16 protein-coding genes are annotated in these 20,701 nt (G+C 35.2%); 2 read left to right on the forward strand and 14 right to left on the reverse strand.

The genetic code is table 11. The annotated features are described in order from the left end of the window. Positions 1–77: 77 nt before the first annotated feature. From CAR_RS07230 to CAR_RS07245, 4 genes are all read right to left on the reverse strand, one after another. Positions 78–935, reverse strand: a complete 858-nt coding sequence (locus tag CAR_RS07230) for a MurR/RpiR family transcriptional regulator (RefSeq protein ID WP_013711052.1) — start codon at positions 933–935, stop codon at positions 78–80. Positions 936–1,062: 127 nt separating this feature from the next. Further along, positions 1,063–2,559: a PTS transporter subunit EIIC gene (locus CAR_RS07235; protein ID WP_013711053.1), complete on the reverse strand. Its 1,497-nt coding sequence runs from the start codon at positions 2,557–2,559 to the stop codon at positions 1,063–1,065. Between the two features lie 18 nt (positions 2,560–2,577). Next, positions 2,578–3,468 carry an N-acetylmuramic acid 6-phosphate etherase gene (gene murQ / locus CAR_RS07240; protein ID WP_013711054.1) on the reverse strand — a complete coding sequence of 297 codons (891 nt, stop codon included), beginning with the start codon at positions 3,466–3,468 and terminating at the stop codon, positions 2,578–2,580. Between the two features lie 4 nt (positions 3,469–3,472). Continuing rightward, positions 3,473–4,549, reverse strand: a complete 1,077-nt coding sequence (locus tag CAR_RS07245; RefSeq protein WP_041556391.1) for a DUF871 domain-containing protein — start codon at positions 4,547–4,549, stop codon at positions 3,473–3,475. A gap of 282 nt (positions 4,550–4,831) precedes the next feature. Here CAR_RS07245 and CAR_RS07250 point away from each other — a divergent pair, with 282 nt between their 5' ends. Beyond that, entirely contained in the window at positions 4,832–5,455 is a 624-nt protein-coding gene (locus CAR_RS07250; RefSeq protein ID WP_041556393.1) for a histidine phosphatase family protein, read from the forward strand. Between the two features lie 207 nt (positions 5,456–5,662). Here CAR_RS07250 and CAR_RS12845 read toward each other — a convergent pair whose 3' ends face one another. The 8 genes from CAR_RS12845 to CAR_RS07290 form a co-directional block, all read right to left on the reverse strand. Then, the gene (locus CAR_RS12845) at positions 5,663–6,295 is read right to left on the reverse strand and encodes a VanZ family protein (protein WP_052303139.1); all 633 of its coding nucleotides are present in this window, start codon (positions 6,293–6,295) and stop codon (positions 5,663–5,665) included. 125 nt (positions 6,296–6,420) lie between these two features. Further along, the gene (locus CAR_RS07260) at positions 6,421–7,179 is read right to left on the reverse strand and encodes an alpha/beta hydrolase (RefSeq protein WP_041556395.1); all 759 of its coding nucleotides are present in this window, start codon (positions 7,177–7,179) and stop codon (positions 6,421–6,423) included. An 18-nt stretch (positions 7,180–7,197) separates the two neighbouring features. After that, positions 7,198–8,151, reverse strand: coding sequence for a LacI family DNA-binding transcriptional regulator (locus CAR_RS07265; RefSeq protein WP_013711059.1), 954 nt, complete (start codon positions 8,149–8,151; stop codon positions 7,198–7,200). A gap of 61 nt (positions 8,152–8,212) precedes the next feature. After that, complete coding sequence (locus CAR_RS07270; protein WP_013711060.1) at positions 8,213–11,554, reverse strand: GH36-type glycosyl hydrolase domain-containing protein; 3,342 nt, start codon at positions 11,552–11,554, stop codon at positions 8,213–8,215. Between the two features lie 18 nt (positions 11,555–11,572). Next, a complete protein-coding gene (locus tag CAR_RS07275; protein ID WP_013711061.1) occupies positions 11,573–13,717 on the reverse strand; it encodes a glycoside hydrolase family 3 N-terminal domain-containing protein in 2,145 nt (714 codons plus the stop codon). 21 nt (positions 13,718–13,738) lie between these two features. Beyond that, positions 13,739–14,569, reverse strand: coding sequence for a carbohydrate ABC transporter permease (locus tag CAR_RS07280; RefSeq protein WP_013711062.1), 831 nt, complete (start codon positions 14,567–14,569; stop codon positions 13,739–13,741). Between the two features lie 18 nt (positions 14,570–14,587). Then, a complete protein-coding gene (locus CAR_RS07285) occupies positions 14,588–15,484 on the reverse strand; it encodes a carbohydrate ABC transporter permease (protein WP_013711063.1) in 897 nt (298 codons plus the stop codon). Positions 15,485–15,648: 164 nt separating this feature from the next. After that, on the reverse strand, positions 15,649–16,899 hold the full coding sequence (locus tag CAR_RS07290) for a sugar ABC transporter substrate-binding protein (RefSeq protein ID WP_013711064.1): 1,251 nt from the start codon (positions 16,897–16,899) through the stop codon (positions 15,649–15,651). A gap of 259 nt (positions 16,900–17,158) precedes the next feature. Between CAR_RS07290 and CAR_RS07295 the strand changes: the two genes are divergently transcribed. After that, entirely contained in the window at positions 17,159–18,694 is a 1,536-nt protein-coding gene (locus CAR_RS07295) for a M protein trans-acting positive regulator PRD domain-containing protein (RefSeq protein WP_013711065.1), read from the forward strand. An 84-nt stretch (positions 18,695–18,778) separates the two neighbouring features. Here CAR_RS07295 and CAR_RS07300 read toward each other — a convergent pair whose 3' ends face one another. Both CAR_RS07300 and CAR_RS07305 read right to left on the reverse strand, forming a co-directional pair. Further along, positions 18,779–19,714: a D-ribose ABC transporter substrate-binding protein gene (locus tag CAR_RS07300; RefSeq protein ID WP_013711066.1), complete on the reverse strand. Its 936-nt coding sequence runs from the start codon at positions 19,712–19,714 to the stop codon at positions 18,779–18,781. 14 nt (positions 19,715–19,728) lie between these two features. Further along, complete coding sequence (locus CAR_RS07305; protein WP_013711067.1) at positions 19,729–20,700, reverse strand: ABC transporter permease; 972 nt, start codon at positions 20,698–20,700, stop codon at positions 19,729–19,731. Position 20,701: the final 1 nt, after the last annotated feature.

The following is a 20,701-nucleotide window of genomic DNA, read 5'->3' on the forward strand; positions in this document are numbered from 1 at the left end:
CAAAAAAAAGGAATGATCGTCGAGCTTTGATCAGCTGAGTCACATTCCTATTTTCAGTATTTTCTCCAACAATTTATTTAGTCGAACATTTGGTTGTATCGTTGAATAGCTGCCTTTGATTGCTCTAAATTGGTTACAGTTAGATCGAAGTGTTTAGAAGCATAATCATAAAACAAAATATCTACAGCATACATTTGAGTCAGCAATGAAATTGTTGCACCACTTCTTAATGGAGCTTCGTGCGCAAAGGCTGTTTTTAACGCAATATCCGCTTCGATACTTAGAGGATTTTCTGTATTGCTTGTAAGAGATACTGTTTTTAATCCAAGTTCTTTTGCAATCGTCAATAATGCCAATACTTCTTTCTTTTCTCCACTATTCGAAACTCCAAAAAACACGGCAGGTTTATCAGAAACCGCCATTGAAGTGACTAATAAGTGTTGGTCAAGTGAACAAACCATTATTTTTCCCATCCGGCTAAATTTTTGTTGAATATCCGAAGCAACGATGTGAGAAGCACCTAATCCGTATAGGTAAACTACAGAACTCTCATGCAACAGTTCTGTTACTTGTTCAATTAGTTTTGTATCCAATACATTGTTGGTTTCTTCAAAAAGATGATTGGTATTGACCAATAATTTCTTCTTTACTTGCTCTAAATTTTCATCGGATAAAATATCCGTGTATAGATTATCTTTGATGCCTTGAGAATCAGCTGATAGCTGCAGCTTTAATTCAGTAAATCCTTTTATACCGATGGATCGACAAAATCGAATGACGGCGGCAGAACTTGATTCTGCTTCGGTCGCTAGGTCTATTGCACTCATTTGAATAACCTTCATCGGATTTTTAAGGATCGTTTCGGCGATTTTTTTTTCAGATTGTGGTAGAGCAACTATCTTTTCTCTGATTTTCAGTAAAACATTGTTTTGCATAACTTGTGACCTCCGTAGTCTTTAAAAAAAAGCTGACAGACATTTTTCGTAATAAAAAAGACATGCAAATCGCTAGACTTACATGCCTTTTCAAATGCTATTATTAGTTTACAATAGATGAATCGAATTAACCAACAATACTTTCAGCTTCAAACTCATCTGAATCATATCCTACTAATTCAGTTGGCTCCATTGCTGATTTTGGAACTCCAAAGAAGTAAGTTGCTACGAATCCACCAGCATAAGCTGCTAATAATCCAACAACATAACCCCACCATTGACCATTAGCGATCAATGGAATCAAAGCAACTCCACTTGGTCCAATTGCTGTTGCACCGATTCCGCCAAACATTCCTATAACAGCTCCACCAATTCCGCCACCAATACAAGCAGTAATGAATGGGCGACCTAAAGGCAATGTTACAGCATAGATCAAGGGTTCGCCAATTCCTAAAATACCAACAGGCAATGAACCTTTGATCATGTTAGTTAATTGTTTATTTTTACGACATTTAACCCATAGAGCGATTGAAGCTCCAACTTGTCCAGCTCCAGCCATTGCTAAAATTGGTAGCAATAAAGTCATGCCTTGAGAAGCAATCATTTCAATATGGATTGGTGTTAATACTTGGTGTAAACCAAACATAACCATAGGTAAGAACAATGCACCTAAAACAAATCCGGCAAATGCTCCACCAACATTTAATACCCAAGTGATTGCTCCAACTAAACTAGATGAAACAGCACCCGCAATTGGCATGATCAAGAAAATCGTTACTAATCCGATAGCTAGTAAAGAAATCGTTGGTGTTACAATGATATCAATTGAATCTGGAACAACTTTATGCAAGCTTTTTTCTACTAATGATAGTAGGTAAACAGCTAGGATAACGCCGATAATTCCACCTTGTCCACCAGCCATAGGGGCACCAGTAAAGATGTTCGTCAATGGTGCTTCAATGTTCATTCCTGGAAGGTAAATCACTCCGGCAATAACTCCACCTAGACCTTCTGTAGCACCAAAAACTTTTGCAGCATTGATCCCTACGTACACATTCAAGTAAAGGAACAATCCGTTTTTAATGATATTTAGTACAACAACGATATTTTCCCAGTTTGCTCCACTAATGGTTTCAGCCACTAACATATTTCCAAAAATAGAAGCAATACCACCGATAATTCCGGCTCCAACAAATGCTGGAATTAACGGAACAAAAATATTTGCAATGTCTTTTAATACACGTTTGAATGGTGTATTATTTTTCTTCTTTAATTCAGCTTTTTTTGCCGCTGCTTGTTTTTCTGCTTCAGAACGACCAGATGATGCTGTAGCCGTAGCTTTTCCAGCAGGAATTTTGTCGCCTAAACGAACACCCGCCATACTAACCATTTGGTTTGCTACTTTATTTACTGTACCAGGTCCAACAACGATTTGTAATGTATCATCTTCAACAACGCCCATTACGCCGTCAATTTTTTTCAGTCCATCAAAATTCACTTTATCATTATCTTTAATATCCATACGAACACGAGTCATACAGTGAATAACAGAATCAACGTTATTCATACCTCCAACTTGCTCATAAATCTGTCTAGCTATACGTTGCTCTTTTGTTTCAGCCATAATCTTTACCCTCCTAGTTTATGCTAAGGTTTCACGAATGAACCCTTTCGCTTCTGTTAATTTTTGTTCTGCAGTTTCTTTATCTGAATGTGTCAGTATCATCACGATTGCTAATTTCACTTGATGATCAGCTGCTTCAAATGCTTCACTTGCCTCTTCATACGTACATTCTGTAGCTTGCATGATTATACGTTTTGAACGTTCTTCTAGTTTTTTATTTGACGGTTTTACGTCTACCATTAGATTTTGATAGACTTTCCCAGAACCGATCATTGCTCCAGTTGACAGCATATTTAAAATTAATTTTTGAGCTGTACCAGCTTTTAATCTTGTAGAACCTGTCAAAATTTCAGGACCAGCATCTACTTCGATCGGCATTTGGGCAAATTGACTGATTTCAGCATTCTTGTTACATGAAATAGTTGCCGTTGTTGCTCCAACGCTAGCTGCATATTCTAACCCACCGATAACATACGGTGTACGTCCGCTTGCAGCGATACCCACTACCACGTCTGTATCATTTAGTTGAATAGCTTCTAAATCTTCTGCACCAAGCGTTTTTGAATCTTCTGCTCCTTCAACAGCAACTGTCATTGCTTTCATTCCACCAGCAATCAATCCTTGGACCATACTTGGGTCAACACTAAATGTTGGTACACATTCAGCTGCATCTAAAACACCAAGACGTCCGCTTGTTCCAGCGCCCATATAGATTAAACGGCCACCTTTGCTAAACGATTCAGTAATGGCTTCTACTACTTTTGTGATTGTAGGTAATGCTTCTTCAACTGCTACAGCCACTTTTTGGTCTTCTTGATTCATTAAAGTCATGACTTCGCTTGTTGAAAGCTCATCTAAGTTCATCGTTTGTGTGTTTCTTGTTTCTGTCGTTAATTTGTCTAAATTCATTTTCCTAACCTCTTTCATTCTCTTGTATCGTTTGAAGTTCAAATAATTGACCTTCTTTACACCAATCTATTAATGGGATATCTTCTGGAATAACATGCGCTACAACATTTACTTTTGTATCTTTAGGTAAAGGTTGTTGAACAACTTGGATTTCTCCCATATATCGTCCATATAGACGGTTATCTACTGTGATGCTTCCTTTTACTCGTTCTTGAGTATGCTGCGGTTCGATGTTCGGAATGGTTCTAAAACGTGCATCAGCACTGCGGATCACGTCTCTAGCAGCATCCCACCTATTTTGATGTTTTCCTATGATGACGGGTAAATAATTCGTTCCTTGTACTTCTTCAGTTGAAAATAATAACGTTTTCTTTTTAATATAATAAAAAAATTGCAATTTTGTTCTGTCATCAATTGTTGGATCACCAATATAAACATCGTCGACTTCACACTCATTTAATAATTCAATTGCACTAGCTAAAGGATGAACTCCACGCTGTTTTTCTAACGTTGGCAGCTGACAAAACAATGGGCCTCGTAATATTTCATTACCTGGAACAAAAGCCATTACGTTAAATCCTAGTGATTTCAACCAGTGATTTTTACGAATAAACAACTCTTTATCTAATCCAGTTTCAGGACGTGGATAATAATTATGCCACGCTTCCATTTGTTGGAAATTTGCATTGTATTGCTTTAATTCATCGATATCTTCTTGAGTAATGGTACTCGCATTAAGAGCAACTGTCATTGAACGGCTGACTTTAGCACTAATTTGATTTGTTATATGATAGTCCATTCTTAAACCGGTAATTCCGATATCTAGCATTTCCTCAGGTCGGTCAAATGAAAACCCGATTCTTTTCAAAGCATCTCCTGAAATATCAATCATCAATTGCATCTTTAATTCTTGTGTCCAATGACCCAGCATCTTCAAGCGTGTGACATATTGAAACGCATCCTCTTCTGGAATATGCAGTGAAGAAAATACACCTTCAAAACCGCTGTCTTTCATTCTTTGTAGATAGTTTCTTGTTTCAGTAGTTAACTCATCTCCAAGAAAGACAGATACACCAAACATAGCACCACTCCTTTGAAATCGTTTTAATGACATGACTAATCATAACATGTTAAAATATAATTTCAATAACTTTTTTCATTTTATAAAAAAATAGACCAATTGTTATAAAACATCCATTACACACTAGTGTAATATAATAATTAAAATGTATACCTTTACATTTTAATTTATAAACACTCGTTATTTCGTTAACATTCTTTCGGAAACCATCAAAATATTAAGGTTTATTATCGATTTTTTTGTGTTAAAATGAAATTATATTTTAAAAATAGGAGGACTCACATGCAACGACTATATTTTGTACGCCATGGAATGACCGAATACAATTTAGCCGATCGCGTTCAAGGTGGAGATATTGATTCTCCTCTATTGCCGCAAAGTTTAGAGGATGCTAAAAAGACAGGGCTATGTCTGAAAGATATTGGATTTAAACACATTATTGCCAGTCCTCAAAAACGTGTTGTTGAAACGACTCGTTTGATCACTTCTCAATTTGAGCAAGATTTCATTATTCAATACACAGATGATTTAAAAGAATTTGGCTACGGATCGTGGGAAGGGGCTTTTATTCCACACTGGAGTGAAACTTCTCCTGACAGCTTTTACCATTTGCGTCATCGTCCTGATTTGTATGACCCGAGTGAATTTAATGGCGAGACTTATCCTGAATTAATTGCTAGAGGCAGCAAAGCGATCCATCGTTCAATTGAACAGTTTCCTCATAAAGATTTATTATTTGTTGGACATAGCATCACATGGACAACGACCCTTTTGTCACTGATTGGAATGGATTTAAGAGACCTTCGTTCACAAGAACCATTAGCGAATACCAGCATCACTGAGTTAGGCTACGCTAATGGTCAATTTACTTTAAATGCATGGAACCAAACAGATCATTTAGTGTAACCTAGCTGAGTGCTTCAAATAATGATGAAATGGATTCTAATTGCAGCAATTGGACAAACTTATGGACAATTCACCTTTATTTGTCCATAAACTAGAAGAAATGGACAAACTATTCCTAATTCTCTTTTATTTGTCCAAAAATAAATTAAACACATTAATTCTTTACTATAATCTACCCATATAAAAAACACCTGAAAATAAAGGCAGCTACTCAGCTACTTTATTTTCAGGTGTTTTTCTGTTTAATGCTTTTTTAGAGATGAATTTAATGAATGTCATTTGCAAAAGAATGCCCAATCCTGCTCCACAGCTATCAATAACCACATCGCTTAATTGTCCACCTCGACCGGGTACCACCAATTGATGGATTTCATCTGAAAAAGCGTAAGCAACACATATGAGCAAACCAACTGCTACTGCCTTGAATCCTATTATTCCAGTACTGTTCAATGCGTATTTTACTAATACCCCTAGAATCAGATAGATAAAAAAATGAGCATTTTTTCGGATAAAGTGATGTAAATCTGGCGGAACAAGTGCATGCCTTACTCCAATAGATAAACTATACAGCAGATACCCTACAAGGAAAATCAGCAAAAGTTCTTTTGTTCCAATCGTTACTCCGCGATTTTTTAATTTAACTATGACAAATCCGGCTAAACCAATCACTACGATTACTTGAGTTACCTTAATAATTTGTATACTGATTCCTAAAACCGTATGACTTAGATCCCAAGATTGCTGTTGAACTTGATGTGAAAAATAAAAGATCAATCCCATCCAAAATACAACCATTAGCCATGGAAAAATTTTTATAGGTCTTTTGTTTGCAATATCCATTTTCACACACCCTTTATGTGCAACTTCTATTTAATATGATTTTTCAAGTATACAGATATTATCTATTCAATTCAATTAATTGCAAATATTTGTCTGTAACCACAAAAAAAAAGAATTGAAATTCCTCAATTCTTTTTTTGTTCTAAATTTTCTTGAATCCATTTCAATACACTTTGTATTTCTTGATCCCAAAATTCCCAATTGTGGTCTCCTTGCTTTTCAATAAATGTATATTCGATAGCATTTTCTTGAAGAGCCTCTTTAAATTTCAGATTATCTGCATAGAGAGAATCTTCCGTGCCACAAATTTGTAAAATTGACGGTTGAATGGTTTCTCTTTTTACTTGCTTTAACAAGGCATATAAATCATTTTGTGATCCTATAAATAGTTCTTTTGATCCAAATATTGGTTTAAAAAGCTTATCTCTGTTTGGATCATCTTGCCATATTCTATAAGGATCTACGGCAGCTGACAAAGCAGCAATTCCTGCTACTTCGTTAGGATACATAAGCCCCCATTTCATCGCACCGTATCCACCCATTGATAGGCCAGCAACAAATGTTTCTTCACTTTTATGAGAGATATTAAATAAATTTTTCATTTTATTTGGGAATTCTTTTGTTAAAAAACTCCAGTAATTTGCACCCATATGCATATCTGTATAGTAGCTTACATGAACTTGAGGCATAAAAATAGCCAAGTTATACTCCGCTGCATAACGTGCTATTGATGACTGATAAAGCCAGCTGGAATCATCGTCTGATAACCCATGCAAGAGATACAAAACCGGATAAGGTCCTTTTCGTTCCTCTGGAAAAATCGCTTTATAAGAAATCGTAAATCCTAATTCTAAAGAATTGATTTGACCTGAAATAACACTCATCATTATACCTCCCATCATTTAGTAAGATTGGCTTTTCACTAATGTTGTTTTTAGAACCTGATTTTCGACTGACTCATCTTTTATCAAATTAATTAATGATTGAGCTGCAATAGAACCCCATTTATGCTTAGAATAAGCAATGCTTGCTAATCTTGGTATCATATATTTGCTGACCAGCAAGTTATCAAATCCAATTAAACGAATATCTTTTCCAATTTTTAAATTAGTCTTTTTAAAATAATTGTATATTCCAATAGCCATCTCATCATTAAATGAAAATACAGAAACTTTTTCAGTCCATTTATTATGAATGATTTTTCCAATTCTCTGTCCCGAAACTTCAGAAAAATCGCCTTCTATTATTTCATAAGGCTGATTGCTTTCAGAGAGCTTCTCAATTGCTGCTTCTAAACGCTCATGATTATCGAATGAATCAGGTGGGCCGGTAATTAAATAGACAAGAGAATCAGGATTTTTTACTAATTCTTCAATCGCCATTTTAGCTCCATGACGATTATCAACTAACACCCTACGAATATTTTCATGCTCAATTTTCCGATCCATTACTACTATTTTATGCCCTCGATCAGCGTAATCAATCAACTCTTCATCTGGAAAACCAGTATCTAAAATAATGGCGCCGTCAATCATTCGTTCTGGTAAAAACAAACGAGAACGGTCTCCTGAACAAACAATCATATCGTAGTTGTTTTCTTTTGCCGTACTCATGATTCCTTCTAATAAATCTCCATAGAAAGTCCCACCATAAGTTGCCAGATAGACCCCAATGATTTGGGTTTCTTTTTTTCGAAGATTCCGACCAGCCCTATTCGGAATATAATTTAATTCTTCAGCTATTTTTACAATTTTAGCTCTTGTTTTTTCAGTTACCTTAGAACTCCCATTTAGAGCATAAGACACTGTTGAAATGGAGACATTTGCTACTTTAGCGATATCTTTTATTCCTACCATTTCTTTTCCCTACTCTCCTACCCTTTTATTCTTTAATAATATCAAGCATCCAACAAAAAGACTAGTCTTTTTGTTGGATATAAATATCAATGCGATTATTCTTTATTTTTAAGTGTTTCTCAACTTCTTCTTTTTCTAACACCAATCCTCCAGAACGATATCTATTTGAATAGTCCTTTGTATGAATTTTTTTCTGATTTACCTCTACGTACGGTGTTTTATTATTCATATGGTAGTGGAATTTTACAGGCTTATTGTAAATTTCAAATGTAACCTCTAATCCATTTAACGAATCAGGCAAAATAGGATCAATTGTCAAATTAGCCTCTGTTGCACGAATACCTAGAATATTCGCAATCAATTGATTCATATAAATTCCCGGACCACTTGAATAAATACGCCAGCCTCCTTTAACTTCCACTTCTCCATTTTTAAGCTTATTAAAGTTCTCAGCTGCTTCATAACGAGTCTTGAAGTCTCCATCAGAACTACTGAAGTAAGCATTGCTTTGACGCAATTGAGCGTTAGGTACGACCTTTTTAATATTAATAGGGTTCACAATCGACAATGCATTCCAAGCTTCATTTCGTTTACCGATCTTCGCCATAGCTTCAGCAAACCGGATGTGAGCATGAACATATTGTAGCCCTACTTCCCTTCCAAAGTTCGCAGCTTGTTCAGCCCGTTTGAAATACGTGCTGACACCTCCTTCATAGCGTGCAGGTTCACTCATAAGACGTACACCATCTGGATAACTCAACTCCTTTTTAATCAATTGATAATGCTGTTCAGCTTCTTCAGGAGTGAACAGTTCAGCAATCATAGACTGCTGCATTGGTAATAAGCGATAATTTATGCCTGTTCTTGTATCAGTTGGATGAATCATAAGTTCAATTTTATTTGGATCTTCCATAAATACAAAACCAGGAATCACATCTGTTGAAAGCATATATTCTTTATAATCTGCTTCAAGAGATTGATACATTTCTTTCAACTTATCAGAAAATTCTTGATTGTATGAATTTAAAACTTCAGCTAACTGTTTCAACGATTGATACATCAATGCAACCGTCCAACTGCTGGCCATATGGCTCTTCAAACGAGAATCGTATGGCTGCAGTGTGTCATCCCAATCTCCATCCCCGTAACCAGGTAAATTCGTTCCCTCTAATAAATGGTTTTGGATGTAGTCGATCGCCTTAACAATATGTTCAAATACGGTAGCCGTTTGTTCGGTTTTATCAAACGTTTCGCGATTGGTATAAACGATTAGTTCATCTAAAAAGGCATAGTCATTTGAGGCCATTAGATAATCTCCCATCACTTTAAGCGGCCAGACAATAATATCACCATGACTTTCTTCCGCTTTCAAGTGAGTGTAACGATCAAACATAAACCATTGCGGCCAGTTTCCATCATCAGCGAATTGGTTCGCAAATAAAATCCGTAATATCTCTTTAATACTGGTATAATTTTGCGTCGCCATGAAATATTCTGTTGGACCTTGCATAACATCCCTGGTCCCCCAAGCAGCTCCACCATATTGTTCTAATCCATGAGGCACTAGATAATGAACCAGCATATTATGCGTATACCACCAAGCAAGTATATTTACCCTATCCAATGCCTGATTTTCAGAATCAATCGATAATTCAAAGCCATTCATCACTTTTCTAAAATGATGTGTATATTTTGTAACTTCCTCTTGAAAAGATCGTTTAATGAATTTACTGTTTTCATTTTCTAGACTGCCTTGAATCGCAACTGTAAAGTGAGAGGTTTCATTCATCTCCAATACAACTAACGGACTCACAGTCGCTGTTCCATTCTCCAAGAAAAAACGCTCATCCGTAAGTGAGAAATTCACATCTTCAATGGTCATAGTGTAATTCAATTCTGGATAAAGTTCAGACATAGTCGATTGCTTTTCAGAACAAAACTGTAGTTGATTTCCTTTTTTTGATAGCGAATAAGGCACTGTATTTTCAACTTCATTCATCGTTACTTGGTTAGTCAAAGCAAATCTGTACTCTTTACCTTTTTCACTTTCAACTTCTAAAAAGAGTTCAGGCCCTTCAATAGTTGTATAATTTCTAATTTTTAATACATCATCTTTAATTTTGTAGTACCACATGGCATAATTAAATCCCATTTCAAATGCACTTGGCATAGTTAAGAGAGAAAATACGCCTTCTATTTCTACATACAATCTTTGTCCAGCAGTTTTAGCAATGTTCAATCCATTCCGCACATTACTAATAAATTTATTATTAGATGTATTTCCCAAAACTACTTGAGAGTTGAAGACGCCATACATATATGCAGTTGTTGTCAACACAGGTTCATCAACGGATAATTGAGCACCACTAATTATAATATGTCCATGAGGCCGTTCCATCATTTCTTCTTTTTCTTTTAACACAATATGGGCTTTCTCTTGAGTGAAAAAGGATAATAATTTTCCTGATTCATATTCTTCTTCTAATCGTTCTGGAAAATAGCTTTCAATTTCTGTCTTTGAAAAAGTCTGAGTCTTTACGGGCTCTCCGATAGTAACGATTTTTTTTACTGTTTCTACATTTATAAACACATCTTCCGTTTGCCTAGCTTTTTCCCAAAATTCATGAATTGTTTTTAATGCTACTGGATCTGTAATGGATTCTGGATGATCAAAAGCTGCATAACCGTAAAACACAATGGACTCCTTCCCTTTTAGTTCAAGTTGTTCTGATTGTAACGCACTATAAGCCATTTCATACTGATAGACTTCATTTACTAAATGCTTTTGAGTCAAAATGGCAGGTTCGTTTGTTATTTTATAGCTTTTGCCAAAAAACTGAAAACCATCTGTTGAATAGCCAACTGTTTTGCTTAACGCACCTTGTTGCAGATAAGGATAATTGCCTCTACTTTGTGCTTGATTTTGACGGCTACAAATCGTATAGCCATTTTCTTCAGATTCAGTTACTACATGATCAAGATATTGAGAATTATAAGCCTCATTAGACTGAACTGTTCCTTTGTCAGCTACACCAAGATCTTGACCGTAAATAATATCTACGGTGACATTTTGACCTTCTACTTCAACTTCCCAAAACCAGGATTGACCGGTTAAAGAGAATGTAACGCTATAAGTAATGTTTTCCCAGATTCCGTTCCAACGAAGCTTATTTTCAGCTTGTGAAAGCTGGCTTGAAGATTGCAGCCCAATCAAGGGTGTACAAGTTATTTTTCCCGCTTCAAATTTACGCAAATATAAATTCATAATAGAATCATCTAGTGCTCCGAGATTTAACTGATTCAACATGATTCCATTTGCATTCAGTTCAAATAAATCACCACTCATTTTAAACTGAGCGGTTAATTCACCTTCATTCAAATTAATCAATTGATTTTTCGTCATATTATCCCTCATTTTTACTTATTTAGTTATTAATCTAATAGTTTCACTTTGTACATTCTCACTATCTGAACCCACCATGAGTTTAAATGCCCCACTGTCAGTTGAAAAAGTAAGATTTGGATGAACATAACCCAATTCTTTAGCTGTTACTGTAAAGCTTACTTCTTTTTCTTCTTGTGGATTTAAAGTGATTTTTTCAAATCCTTTTAGTTCCTTTACTGGTCTAACAACTTTTCCTACTTCATCTTGAACATATAGTTGAACAATTTCAGATCCAGTAATAATCCCTTCATTCTTAACTGTAACACTCACCGTTATACTATCCTCTTCAGTAAATGTTTCATGAGAAATTCTAAATGATTTGTATGAAAATGTTGTATAGCTCAAGCCAAAACCGAATGGGAATAAAGGAGAATTTTCAACATCTAAATATTTGGATAAATACTTTTCATCTTTGTTTTCTTCATTCATAGGTCTACCGGTTTTATCTTGATTGTAGTAAATCGGAACTTGTCCTATATTCCTTGGAAACGACATCGTTAATTTTCCAGAAGGATTTACTTCCCCAAATAATATATTTGCTAAAGCAATTCCGCCTTCTGTCCCAGGGAACCAAGCTTCTACTAAACCGTCTACATCATCAACTATATCGGATAAATCTAACGGACGACCATTAAATAAAGTTGCTACAACTGGTTTAGACAGTTTACGAACGGCTTTGACTAATTCAATTTGGTTGCCTGGCAAAGTGATTGATGTTCGACTAGCTGCCTCACCACTCATTTCAGAAGTTTCTCCAAGCGCAAGAACGATAACATCTACGTCTGCCAATTTCACATCAGCCGAATGACTTAGAATATCTGTTTCATCTATTACAATTAACTGTTCAAAAGGAACATGCTTTAGCATTCCCTCATAAAGCGAATGTGCTTCTGAAGTATCCCCTTTCCAAGACCATGACCCTAACAAATCATTTGTTTGACTGTTTGGTCCAATTAAGGCAACCTTCATGTCTTTTTTCAAAGGTAAAACTTGTTCGTTTTTTAGTAATACAATAGATTGTTCTGCACTAATTCTTGCAGTTTCACGATTTTCTAGACTAAAGACTTCTTGAACTTCTTTTTGCTCATCGGCTCCGCGATATGGATTTTCAAATAGCCCTAAGTCATTTTTCAGCTCTAAGATGCGTAAAACAGCTTCATCCAATTTTTGCTCATCTACTGTGCCACCTTCAATCAAACCTTGCAACTCACTTGAATAAGCAGCTGACATCATTTCCATGTCTACTCCAGCTTCAAAAGCTAGCGTTCCGGCTTCTTTCAAATTTTCTGCAACTCCATGTGCAATCAATTCACCGATTGCGCCCCAGTCTGAAATAAGTACACCATCAAATCCCATTTCTTTACGTAATACTTCATTCATTAGCCAACTATTTCCAGTAGCAGGTATACCATCCACTGTGTTAAAAGCTGTCATCACTAAACGGCTTCCTTCATCAATAGCTGCTTTGTATGCCGGTAGATAATTTTCACGTAATTGACGTTCTGACATGTTGACTGTGTTGTATTCTCTCCCTGCAATAGGAGCTCCATAAGCCGCAAAATGTTTCACACAAGCTGCTATCTTCGACAGATCATCCTTAAGGTTTGGTCCTTGATACCCTCGAACAAAAGCTCGTGCCATTTGTTGATTTAAATAAGCATCTTCTCCTGTTGACTCCATTACTCTTCCCCATCTTGCATCCCGCACTAAATCGACCATTGGTGAAAATGTCACATGCAATCCTGATACTGACGATTCTCTTGCAGCAATTGAAGCGGTTTGTTCGACTAACTTTGGATCCCAAGAGCTAGCAAGTCCTAAAGGGATAGGAAAAATAGTACGGTAACCATGCACAATATCTGCCATGAATAGTAACGGTATCCCTAATCGATTGGATTCTAAATGTGCTTGTTGAATCGCTTTTACTTGTTCAGCTCCCGATATCCCTAAAACTGAACCAACTGTCGTCATTTTTTCGGTTGTCAAATGCATATCGTTCATCGGTCCTGTAATTTCATTTTCTGTGGCATTATAAAAATCTGCTGATATTTGTATCATTTGACCTATTTTTTCCTCAATTGTCATTTCATTTATTAATGTTTTTAATTTTATTAATTCCATAATATCCTCCTTAGAATGCTGTTATTTTAGTCCTGATACATTAAAACCTTGTAAAATATATTTTTGGAAAGTTAAGAAAATAATGATGATGGGAACAACCATAAATGTTGCACCAGCCATTTGCAACGCATAGTTATTGCCGTATTGACCTTGAAGAAGTTGCAAACCAACAGAAAGTGTATAGTATTTTTCATCGTTGGCAATAATTAACGGCCACATAAATGAATTCCATCCAGCAATAAAGGTTAAAATACCTTGTACGGCTAGTATTGGTTTTGATAAAGGAATAATAATACGAGTGAAAATGTAAAATTCACTTGCTCCATCTAATCGAGCAGCTTCTAATAATTCATCAGAAATAGTTGACATAAATTGACGAAACAAGAAAATACCATATGCTCCTACTAATCCAGGCAATACGATCCCTGCTAAAGTATTAGTTAATCCTAATTTATTTAAGATCAAATAGACGGGAATCATAGTTACTTGTCCAGGTATCATCATAGTTGCCAATATCATAATAAAGAGACTATTTCTTCCTGTAAAACGATATTTTGCAAATCCATATCCTGCCATAGCATTTAGAAACATTCCACCAAAAGAGAAAGCTGTAATAATCAGTGTATTCTTTAAGTAAACTCCAAAATTCATTTTTTCGAATAAATCGATAAAATTTTGCAGTGTCCATTCTTTTGGTAGTATTCCTGATTCCATCGAAACGATTTCAGCATTTACTTTAAATGAAGAAAGTATCATCCAGATAAACGGCATAACCGCTATAATTCCACCTATGATGAGAATAATGCCAACAATCACTTTATTTATCTTTTGTGATTTCTTGTAAGAATTCATTTTTTATCTTCCTTTCTCTTATATTTCATTTTCGTTATTTTTTAATTGACCTCTAAGTTGAAATAGGGTTATAAGAATAATGACAACAAATAAAATCAATGATCCCGCTGCTGCATAACCAAATTCATTCAACTGGAACCCATTTCGATATAAGAAGAGTGAAATACTTGTGGTACTGTTTAATGGTCCACCTTCAGTCATAACGAACGGTTCTTCAAAGAATTGTAACCAGCCAATAACGGTTGTAACACTGACAAAGAAAATAGAAAATTTAAGCATTGGTACGGTGATGTAACGTAATTGATTCCATTTTGAAGCACCATCCAACTCAGCTGCTTCATAGTATTCTGGTGGAATACCCTGTAAAGCTGCTAAAAAAATCAACATATTAATACCCGTTCCTCTCCAAAGTGCCAAAACAATCAAAGAAAGTTTTGCTACACTTGGATCTAACAACCAAGAAACTGGAGCTATTCCAACCAAATCTAAAATTTGATTAAACAGCCCTATTGCAATATTTGGATTATACAAAAAGGTCCACACAACAGAAACTGCGACAATATTGGTTATAGAAGGAGAATAAAAAATTAATCTCATAAAAGAAAAAAACTTTCCATCACCAACATTGATTAAAATTGCCAGTCCTAACGAGATCATTACGACTAAAGGAACTCCAATAACAACATAATACAAAGTATTTCCTGCAGCTTTAATAAAAATTGGATCAGCCAAAATATTTTTATAGTTATCTATTCCAATGAAACTAACTCTTGACCAATCTGCTAATCCAGCTAAACTCAAGTCTGTAAAGCTAATAAACAAAGCAATAAAAATTGGTAGAATAGAAAAAATCAAAAGCAAAATAATTGCAGGTGAAATAAAAAAATAAGGAGCTTTCTTATTTGCCGATTTCATAACATTCTTCATCCTTTCTAAAACTAACTGAGAGTACTTCAAAACTATTTGACGTCATTTTGTATGCTCATATCAACAAAAATCCAGAAAAATAAATCAAGAACTGAATCGTTTTGATTATTTTTCTGAACTTCTTCAACGAACAATTCCTACAAATTTCTTATTTATTGAATAAAACCCTCTGTTTCGGTATTGAGTTCACTCATTTTCTCTTGAATATCTGCTCCGCCTAGATAAATTTCTTCCCAATCTTCTAAATAACTTGCAGAAATCCGCTCAAATTCTGGAATTAAAGGCATAGACTCAGAGTTCTCAAGTTGTTTACCAAATGTTGCAATTATTGGATCTGCTAAAGCTTCATCTTCCCAAGCAGCAGTTGCAGATGGCAAAGAGTTAGACGTTTCAAAGAATGCCAATTGATTTTCTGGACGAGATAAGAATTCAATCAAAGCAATAGAGTTTTCTTCATTTTCTGTTCCATTGAAGACAGCTAAATTAGCTCCACCAGTATTTGAAAGATTATTTTCAGAACCGGACGGCAATACTGCTGTTGCCCATTTCCCTTCAATGTCCGTTGTGCTGTCGTTGATAGCATTGATCATCCAAGGTCCACTGATAAACATAGGCACAATTCCTTCTCCACCAAAAGTTTGAGAAATATCTAAACCTAAGTCTTGTTTAGGAGAAGATCCATTTTGCATAAACGTATTTAAGTAATCAACCGTTTCTACAAAAGGTGCTTCACTAAAATCTGGGTTTCCATCTTTGTCAAACAATTCTGATCCATTTTGACGAGCAAACATAAATGCAAATGATGGATCATTCGATTCAACTTGAAAACCATACATATCATCGCCTCGTTCAGATAATTTAACAGCTGCATCTTCTAATTCTTCCCAATTTTTTGGAGCTTCAGAATAGCCGACTTCTTCTAATAAGTCTGTTCGGTAATAAAGGGCTCTTGTTTCTGTATACCAAGGTACCCCATAGTAAGCATCATCAAATTTAGTTGTAGCAACTGATCCATCAAAAAAGTTTTCTGATTTCATTGAATCTTCTGATTCAATATACGAAGAAATATCTTGTAATGCACCTGCATCAACAAATTCGGCCATCCATGTTGTTCCCATTTGAACAACATCTGGACCGTCTCCTGAAGCTACTGCAGTTAATAATTTATCATGGGAACTAGACCAAGGAATACTTTGAACATCTACTGTGATACCAGTTTCTTCAGTAAAATCATCTAAAATTGGTTGAATATGTTCATTTCCATCCCCCATGTACCAAAAAGTTACCGAATCACTTGATGCACCGTCCTCCGTTTCGTTACTATCACTTGAACAAGCCATCAATAAACTAGCTGAAAGTAATGTTAAAGCTCCAAAAGCTGTCTTTTTATACCATTTTTTCATTCTTCTATTCCTCCCTACTTTTAGTTGGTGAAACGTTTCTATAAATAATATAAATCTAAAATCGATAAAATGCAAGCGTTTTATCGAAACGTTTTTATTTTATCGAATTTGACTAATTTTTATGGTTTATTTTCCTCTATATCTTTTTTTAAACTTTACGAGTAAACTGTAATTAATAAGTCTATTGAATAGGCTTACATTTCCGCTTATGATTTAATATTACCAGCCAGTAAAGATTCCAGGAAAATGAGGGATAGGTATGCGTAAAGTGTTAGATGCAAGTGAACGTAGAAAATTAGAAGTAATCGAGCATCTTTATTTTACTGAAAGTTGGGTCACTCTAAAAGAACTTGCACTAAAGACAGTTAGTTCTGAAAGAATTTTAAAACAAGATATGCTTCAACTACGTGAATATTACACTAAAGAAGTATTACAGACTTCTCATCTTGGTGTTCGATTAGTTTTACCACCGTATAAAGATTGCGATGATCTTTATCGGTATTTTTTATCAAACAGCCTAGCGTTTAATTTTATAGAAATGCTAATTTATGATGAAACAAAAACAGTTTTTGAATTAGCTGAAGAATTATACGTAAGCCCATCCACATTATTTCGCCTGATAAAAAAGCTCAATATATCATTAACTGATTACTACGTCCAAGTACAGACAAATCCTTGTAAGTTGATTAGTGAAACTGAAGAAAGTATCCGTTATTTTTATATAAGTTATTTTTCGGAGCGGTACAATAATCTTGAATGGCCATTTAAAACTATTAATCAAAATTTTTTTGAACAACTTCTGATTTTCATTGCAAAAACCAATAATATTCCAGTAAATTTCGCTGATTTTAAACGTTTAAAGCTTTGGACAGCTGTTCCCTATTTACGAGTTAAACAAGGACATCAGGTATCTGTAATGTCTTCTAACTATTCCAAAATGATTCCAGATTTCTCAAATTTCCAACCTTTAACAGGATTAATTGAGAAAAAATTAGCTATTACTCTGGATAAAAATTTTATTGAACAAGTCTTTTCAATTTTTATTAATAATGATTTTAAGTTTAGCTATGAATCTTTAATAGAAGATACTAAAATCAATCCTGCTGTTAAAGAACGAGTCTCTTATCATACCACCTTGTTACATAACTTATCAAATCAAATTGGAATACCCATACCTAACCAGCAACACTTATTGAAAGAGATGTTTAACATTTCGCATTTTGTTTTCAAGTCAAAAGAAGGACAATATCCGCTTCCTTATATTTTATTTAATTCAAAAAAGTATTTTGTCCAATCGATGGAAGAATTGTTTCCTGATTTTATAACATTAGCTTTTTCGAATTTAAAAAAATATGAAAAGAAAACAAATGAACATTACAGCGAAACTGCTAGGTATGAAATTATCTATACTTTACTTATACATTGGGATCACTTGATACCAGAACTTTATAATCAAAAAGATAAAGTTCGATTATTGATCGTAAGTGATTTTGATGTTGAGCATGCTAAGATGATTCAAGATCTATTGCATCGTTATTTAAAACATGAACTTACTACTACTATATACACCGATCCTATTTTTTCATTGAAACGACTCAATAACTATGCTTATGATATTTTAATCACTACTTTTACACTTCCTTTTGATGGTAAAATAATTGACCAGAGTTGTATTTGCATCCGAAATGTTCCAACGAAGCGCAATATCATAGATATTGCTCAAGCAATTGAAAACCAATACAAACTAAAAAAACACCCTTTGAAAAGTATATTGCAGAAATTTATTCAGTTATAAATCGTGCTCTAAAAAATATAGTTTGAATACAAAAAGGGTTTGAGACAATTAAAATGTCCCAAACCCTTTTTTGTGTACTCTTTATTATTCACTTTTAACTAATTCTAAAGGTGAAGCAATATACTCTTCAATTGTTTCGCCAGCAAAGTAATCAAACGCTGCTTGCATCGCTAATTTACCCATTTCACTAGGTTGTTGAGCTACAGTTGCACTCAAGGTACCTGCTTCTACTGCTTTGATTCCATCTTCTGTTCCATCAAAGCCTACAACTTGTATTTCTCCGGTTTTTCCTGCAGATTGAATGGCTTCAATTGCACCTAGTGCCATCTCATCGTTTTGTGCAAAAACAGCTTGAATGTCTGGATTAGCTTGTAACATATTTTCCATAACGGTTAACCCTTCTGCACGGTCAAAGTTTGCAGTTTGACTATCAACAACATTTAATGACCCTTCAGCTATATTCGTAAATCCTTCTCCACGCTCTCTAGTAGCTGAAGCCCCAGGTACACCTTCTAATTGAACCGTATTTGCGTCTGTTCCTGAGATCTCTTCAATGTATTTAGCAGCCATTTCGCCACCTTCAACGTTGTCAGAAGCTACTAATGTAATAACTTCTCCGCCATCACTTGAACGATCTATCGTGATGACTGGAATTCCAGCAGCATTTGCGGACTCAACAGCAGGTGTGATCGCAGCTGAATCTACTGGATTGATCAATAAGATGTCTACTCCTTGTTGGATCAAGTCATCAATATCATTGGTTTGTTTAGCTGTGTCATCTTGAGCATCGACACTTTTTACGGTTGTGTCTTGCTCATCAGCCAAATCCGTAATCCCTTGTTCTAGTGAAACAAAAAACGGATTATTCAATGTAGAGATTGAAACACCAACGACTAATTCTGAGGATTCTTTTTCTTCAACAGGACCGCTTTCAGTATTGTTTTCGCCTTCCAAAGTTGCTGCACCACACCCTGCTAAAAATAACGTTGCTACTGTTGCTAAACCGACTAATTTTTTCATCTTTGTAATTCCTCCTATTTTTTGTTTTTTCTATCTAATAATACTGCGATAATGATGACAATACCCTTAACGACTTGTTGGTAAAAACTTGATATCCCTAATAAATTCATACCATTATTCAATGTTCCGATAATCAAAGCCCCAATTAAGGTCCCAACTAATCTTCCGCGTCCGCCAGATAAACTTGTTCCGCCTAACACGACAGATGCAATGGCATCCATTTCATAAGACGTACCAGCAGTCGGTTGTGCAGAATCCAGTCTAGATGTGATGATGATACCAGCTAGTGCAGCCATCAAACCAGATAAAGCGTAGATACCTGTTTTGATTCGATCGTTTTTGATACCCGCAATAAATGAAGCTTTCTCGTTCCCTCCTATCGCAAATGTTTTTCTACCAAAAGTCATTTTGTGTAACAGGATATACAGTAAGATAAAACTAATGATCATCAATACGACTGGGAATGGGATGCCGAAAAAATATCCGCGGCCAACAAATTTGAAAATAAAACTATCGCCAATACCCGTAATTGGATTTCCATCTGTATAAACCAGTGTCAATCCACGATAAATCGTCATTGTTGCTAAAGTTGCAATAAATGGAGCCATTTTTCCTTTAGTGATCAATAAGCCGTTAACAGCTCCAAATACCGTTCCAACTACCAAACTTAAGATCATCGCAAGTATTGGATCCATACCAGCTGCTATTGTGCCTGCCATTAAAGCACTGCTTAATGCTAACGTTGATCCAACAGATAAATCGATTCCACCTGTAATAATGACAAATGTCATCCCAAAAGCAATTAACGCATTCGTTGAAACTTGTCTTAATAGGTTCAATAGATTAGTTGGTGCAATAAAACTTGGATTTACAATCGTTACTAATACCACTAATACGATTAATGCAAGGAATGGTCCAAGTTTTCCAATATAATTTTTTGGAGTTCCCGTTTTCTTTTCTTTTTTTTCTACATTTGCTTCTACCATG

Origin of the sequence: Carnobacterium sp. 17-4, from assembly GCF_000195575.1 — a bacterium.
GTDB lineage: Bacteria > Bacillota > Bacilli > Lactobacillales > Carnobacteriaceae > Carnobacterium_B.

Bases quoted from the DNA above. Each gene is read 5' to 3' on its own strand.
- CAR_RS07230 (WP_013711052.1), bottom strand. From the start codon at position 935: ATGCAAAACAATGTTTTACTGAAAATCAGAGAAAAGATAGTTGCTCTA.
- CAR_RS07235 (WP_013711053.1), bottom strand. From the start codon at position 2,559: ATGGCTGAAACAAAAGAGCAACGTATAGCTAGACAGATTTATGAGCAA.
- murQ (WP_013711054.1), bottom strand. From the start codon at position 3,468: ATGAATTTAGACAAATTAACGACAGAAACAAGAAACACACAAACGATG.
- CAR_RS07245 (WP_041556391.1), bottom strand. From the start codon at position 4,549: ATGTTTGGTGTATCTGTCTTTCTTGGAGATGAGTTAACTACTGAAACA.
- CAR_RS07250 (WP_041556393.1), top strand. From the start codon at position 4,832: ATGCAACGACTATATTTTGTACGCCATGGAATGACCGAATACAATTTA.
- CAR_RS12845 (WP_052303139.1), bottom strand. From the start codon at position 6,295: ATGGATATTGCAAACAAAAGACCTATAAAAATTTTTCCATGGCTAATG.
- CAR_RS07260 (WP_041556395.1), bottom strand. From the start codon at position 7,179: ATGAGTGTTATTTCAGGTCAAATCAATTCTTTAGAATTAGGATTTACG.
- CAR_RS07265 (WP_013711059.1), bottom strand. From the start codon at position 8,151: ATGGTAGGAATAAAAGATATCGCTAAAGTAGCAAATGTCTCCATTTCA.
- CAR_RS07270 (WP_013711060.1), bottom strand. From the start codon at position 11,554: ATGACGAAAAATCAATTGATTAATTTGAATGAAGGTGAATTAACCGCT.
- CAR_RS07275 (WP_013711061.1), bottom strand. From the start codon at position 13,717: ATGGAATTAATAAAATTAAAAACATTAATAAATGAAATGACAATTGAG.
- CAR_RS07280 (WP_013711062.1), bottom strand. From the start codon at position 14,569: ATGAATTCTTACAAGAAATCACAAAAGATAAATAAAGTGATTGTTGGC.
- CAR_RS07285 (WP_013711063.1), bottom strand. From the start codon at position 15,484: ATGAAATCGGCAAATAAGAAAGCTCCTTATTTTTTTATTTCACCTGCA.
- CAR_RS07290 (WP_013711064.1), bottom strand. From the start codon at position 16,899: ATGAAAAAATGGTATAAAAAGACAGCTTTTGGAGCTTTAACATTACTT.
- CAR_RS07295 (WP_013711065.1), top strand. From the start codon at position 17,159: ATGCGTAAAGTGTTAGATGCAAGTGAACGTAGAAAATTAGAAGTAATC.
- CAR_RS07300 (WP_013711066.1), bottom strand. From the start codon at position 19,714: ATGAAAAAATTAGTCGGTTTAGCAACAGTAGCAACGTTATTTTTAGCA.
- CAR_RS07305 (WP_013711067.1), bottom strand. From the start codon at position 20,700: ATGGTAGAAGCAAATGTAGAAAAAAAAGAAAAGAAAACGGGAACTCCA.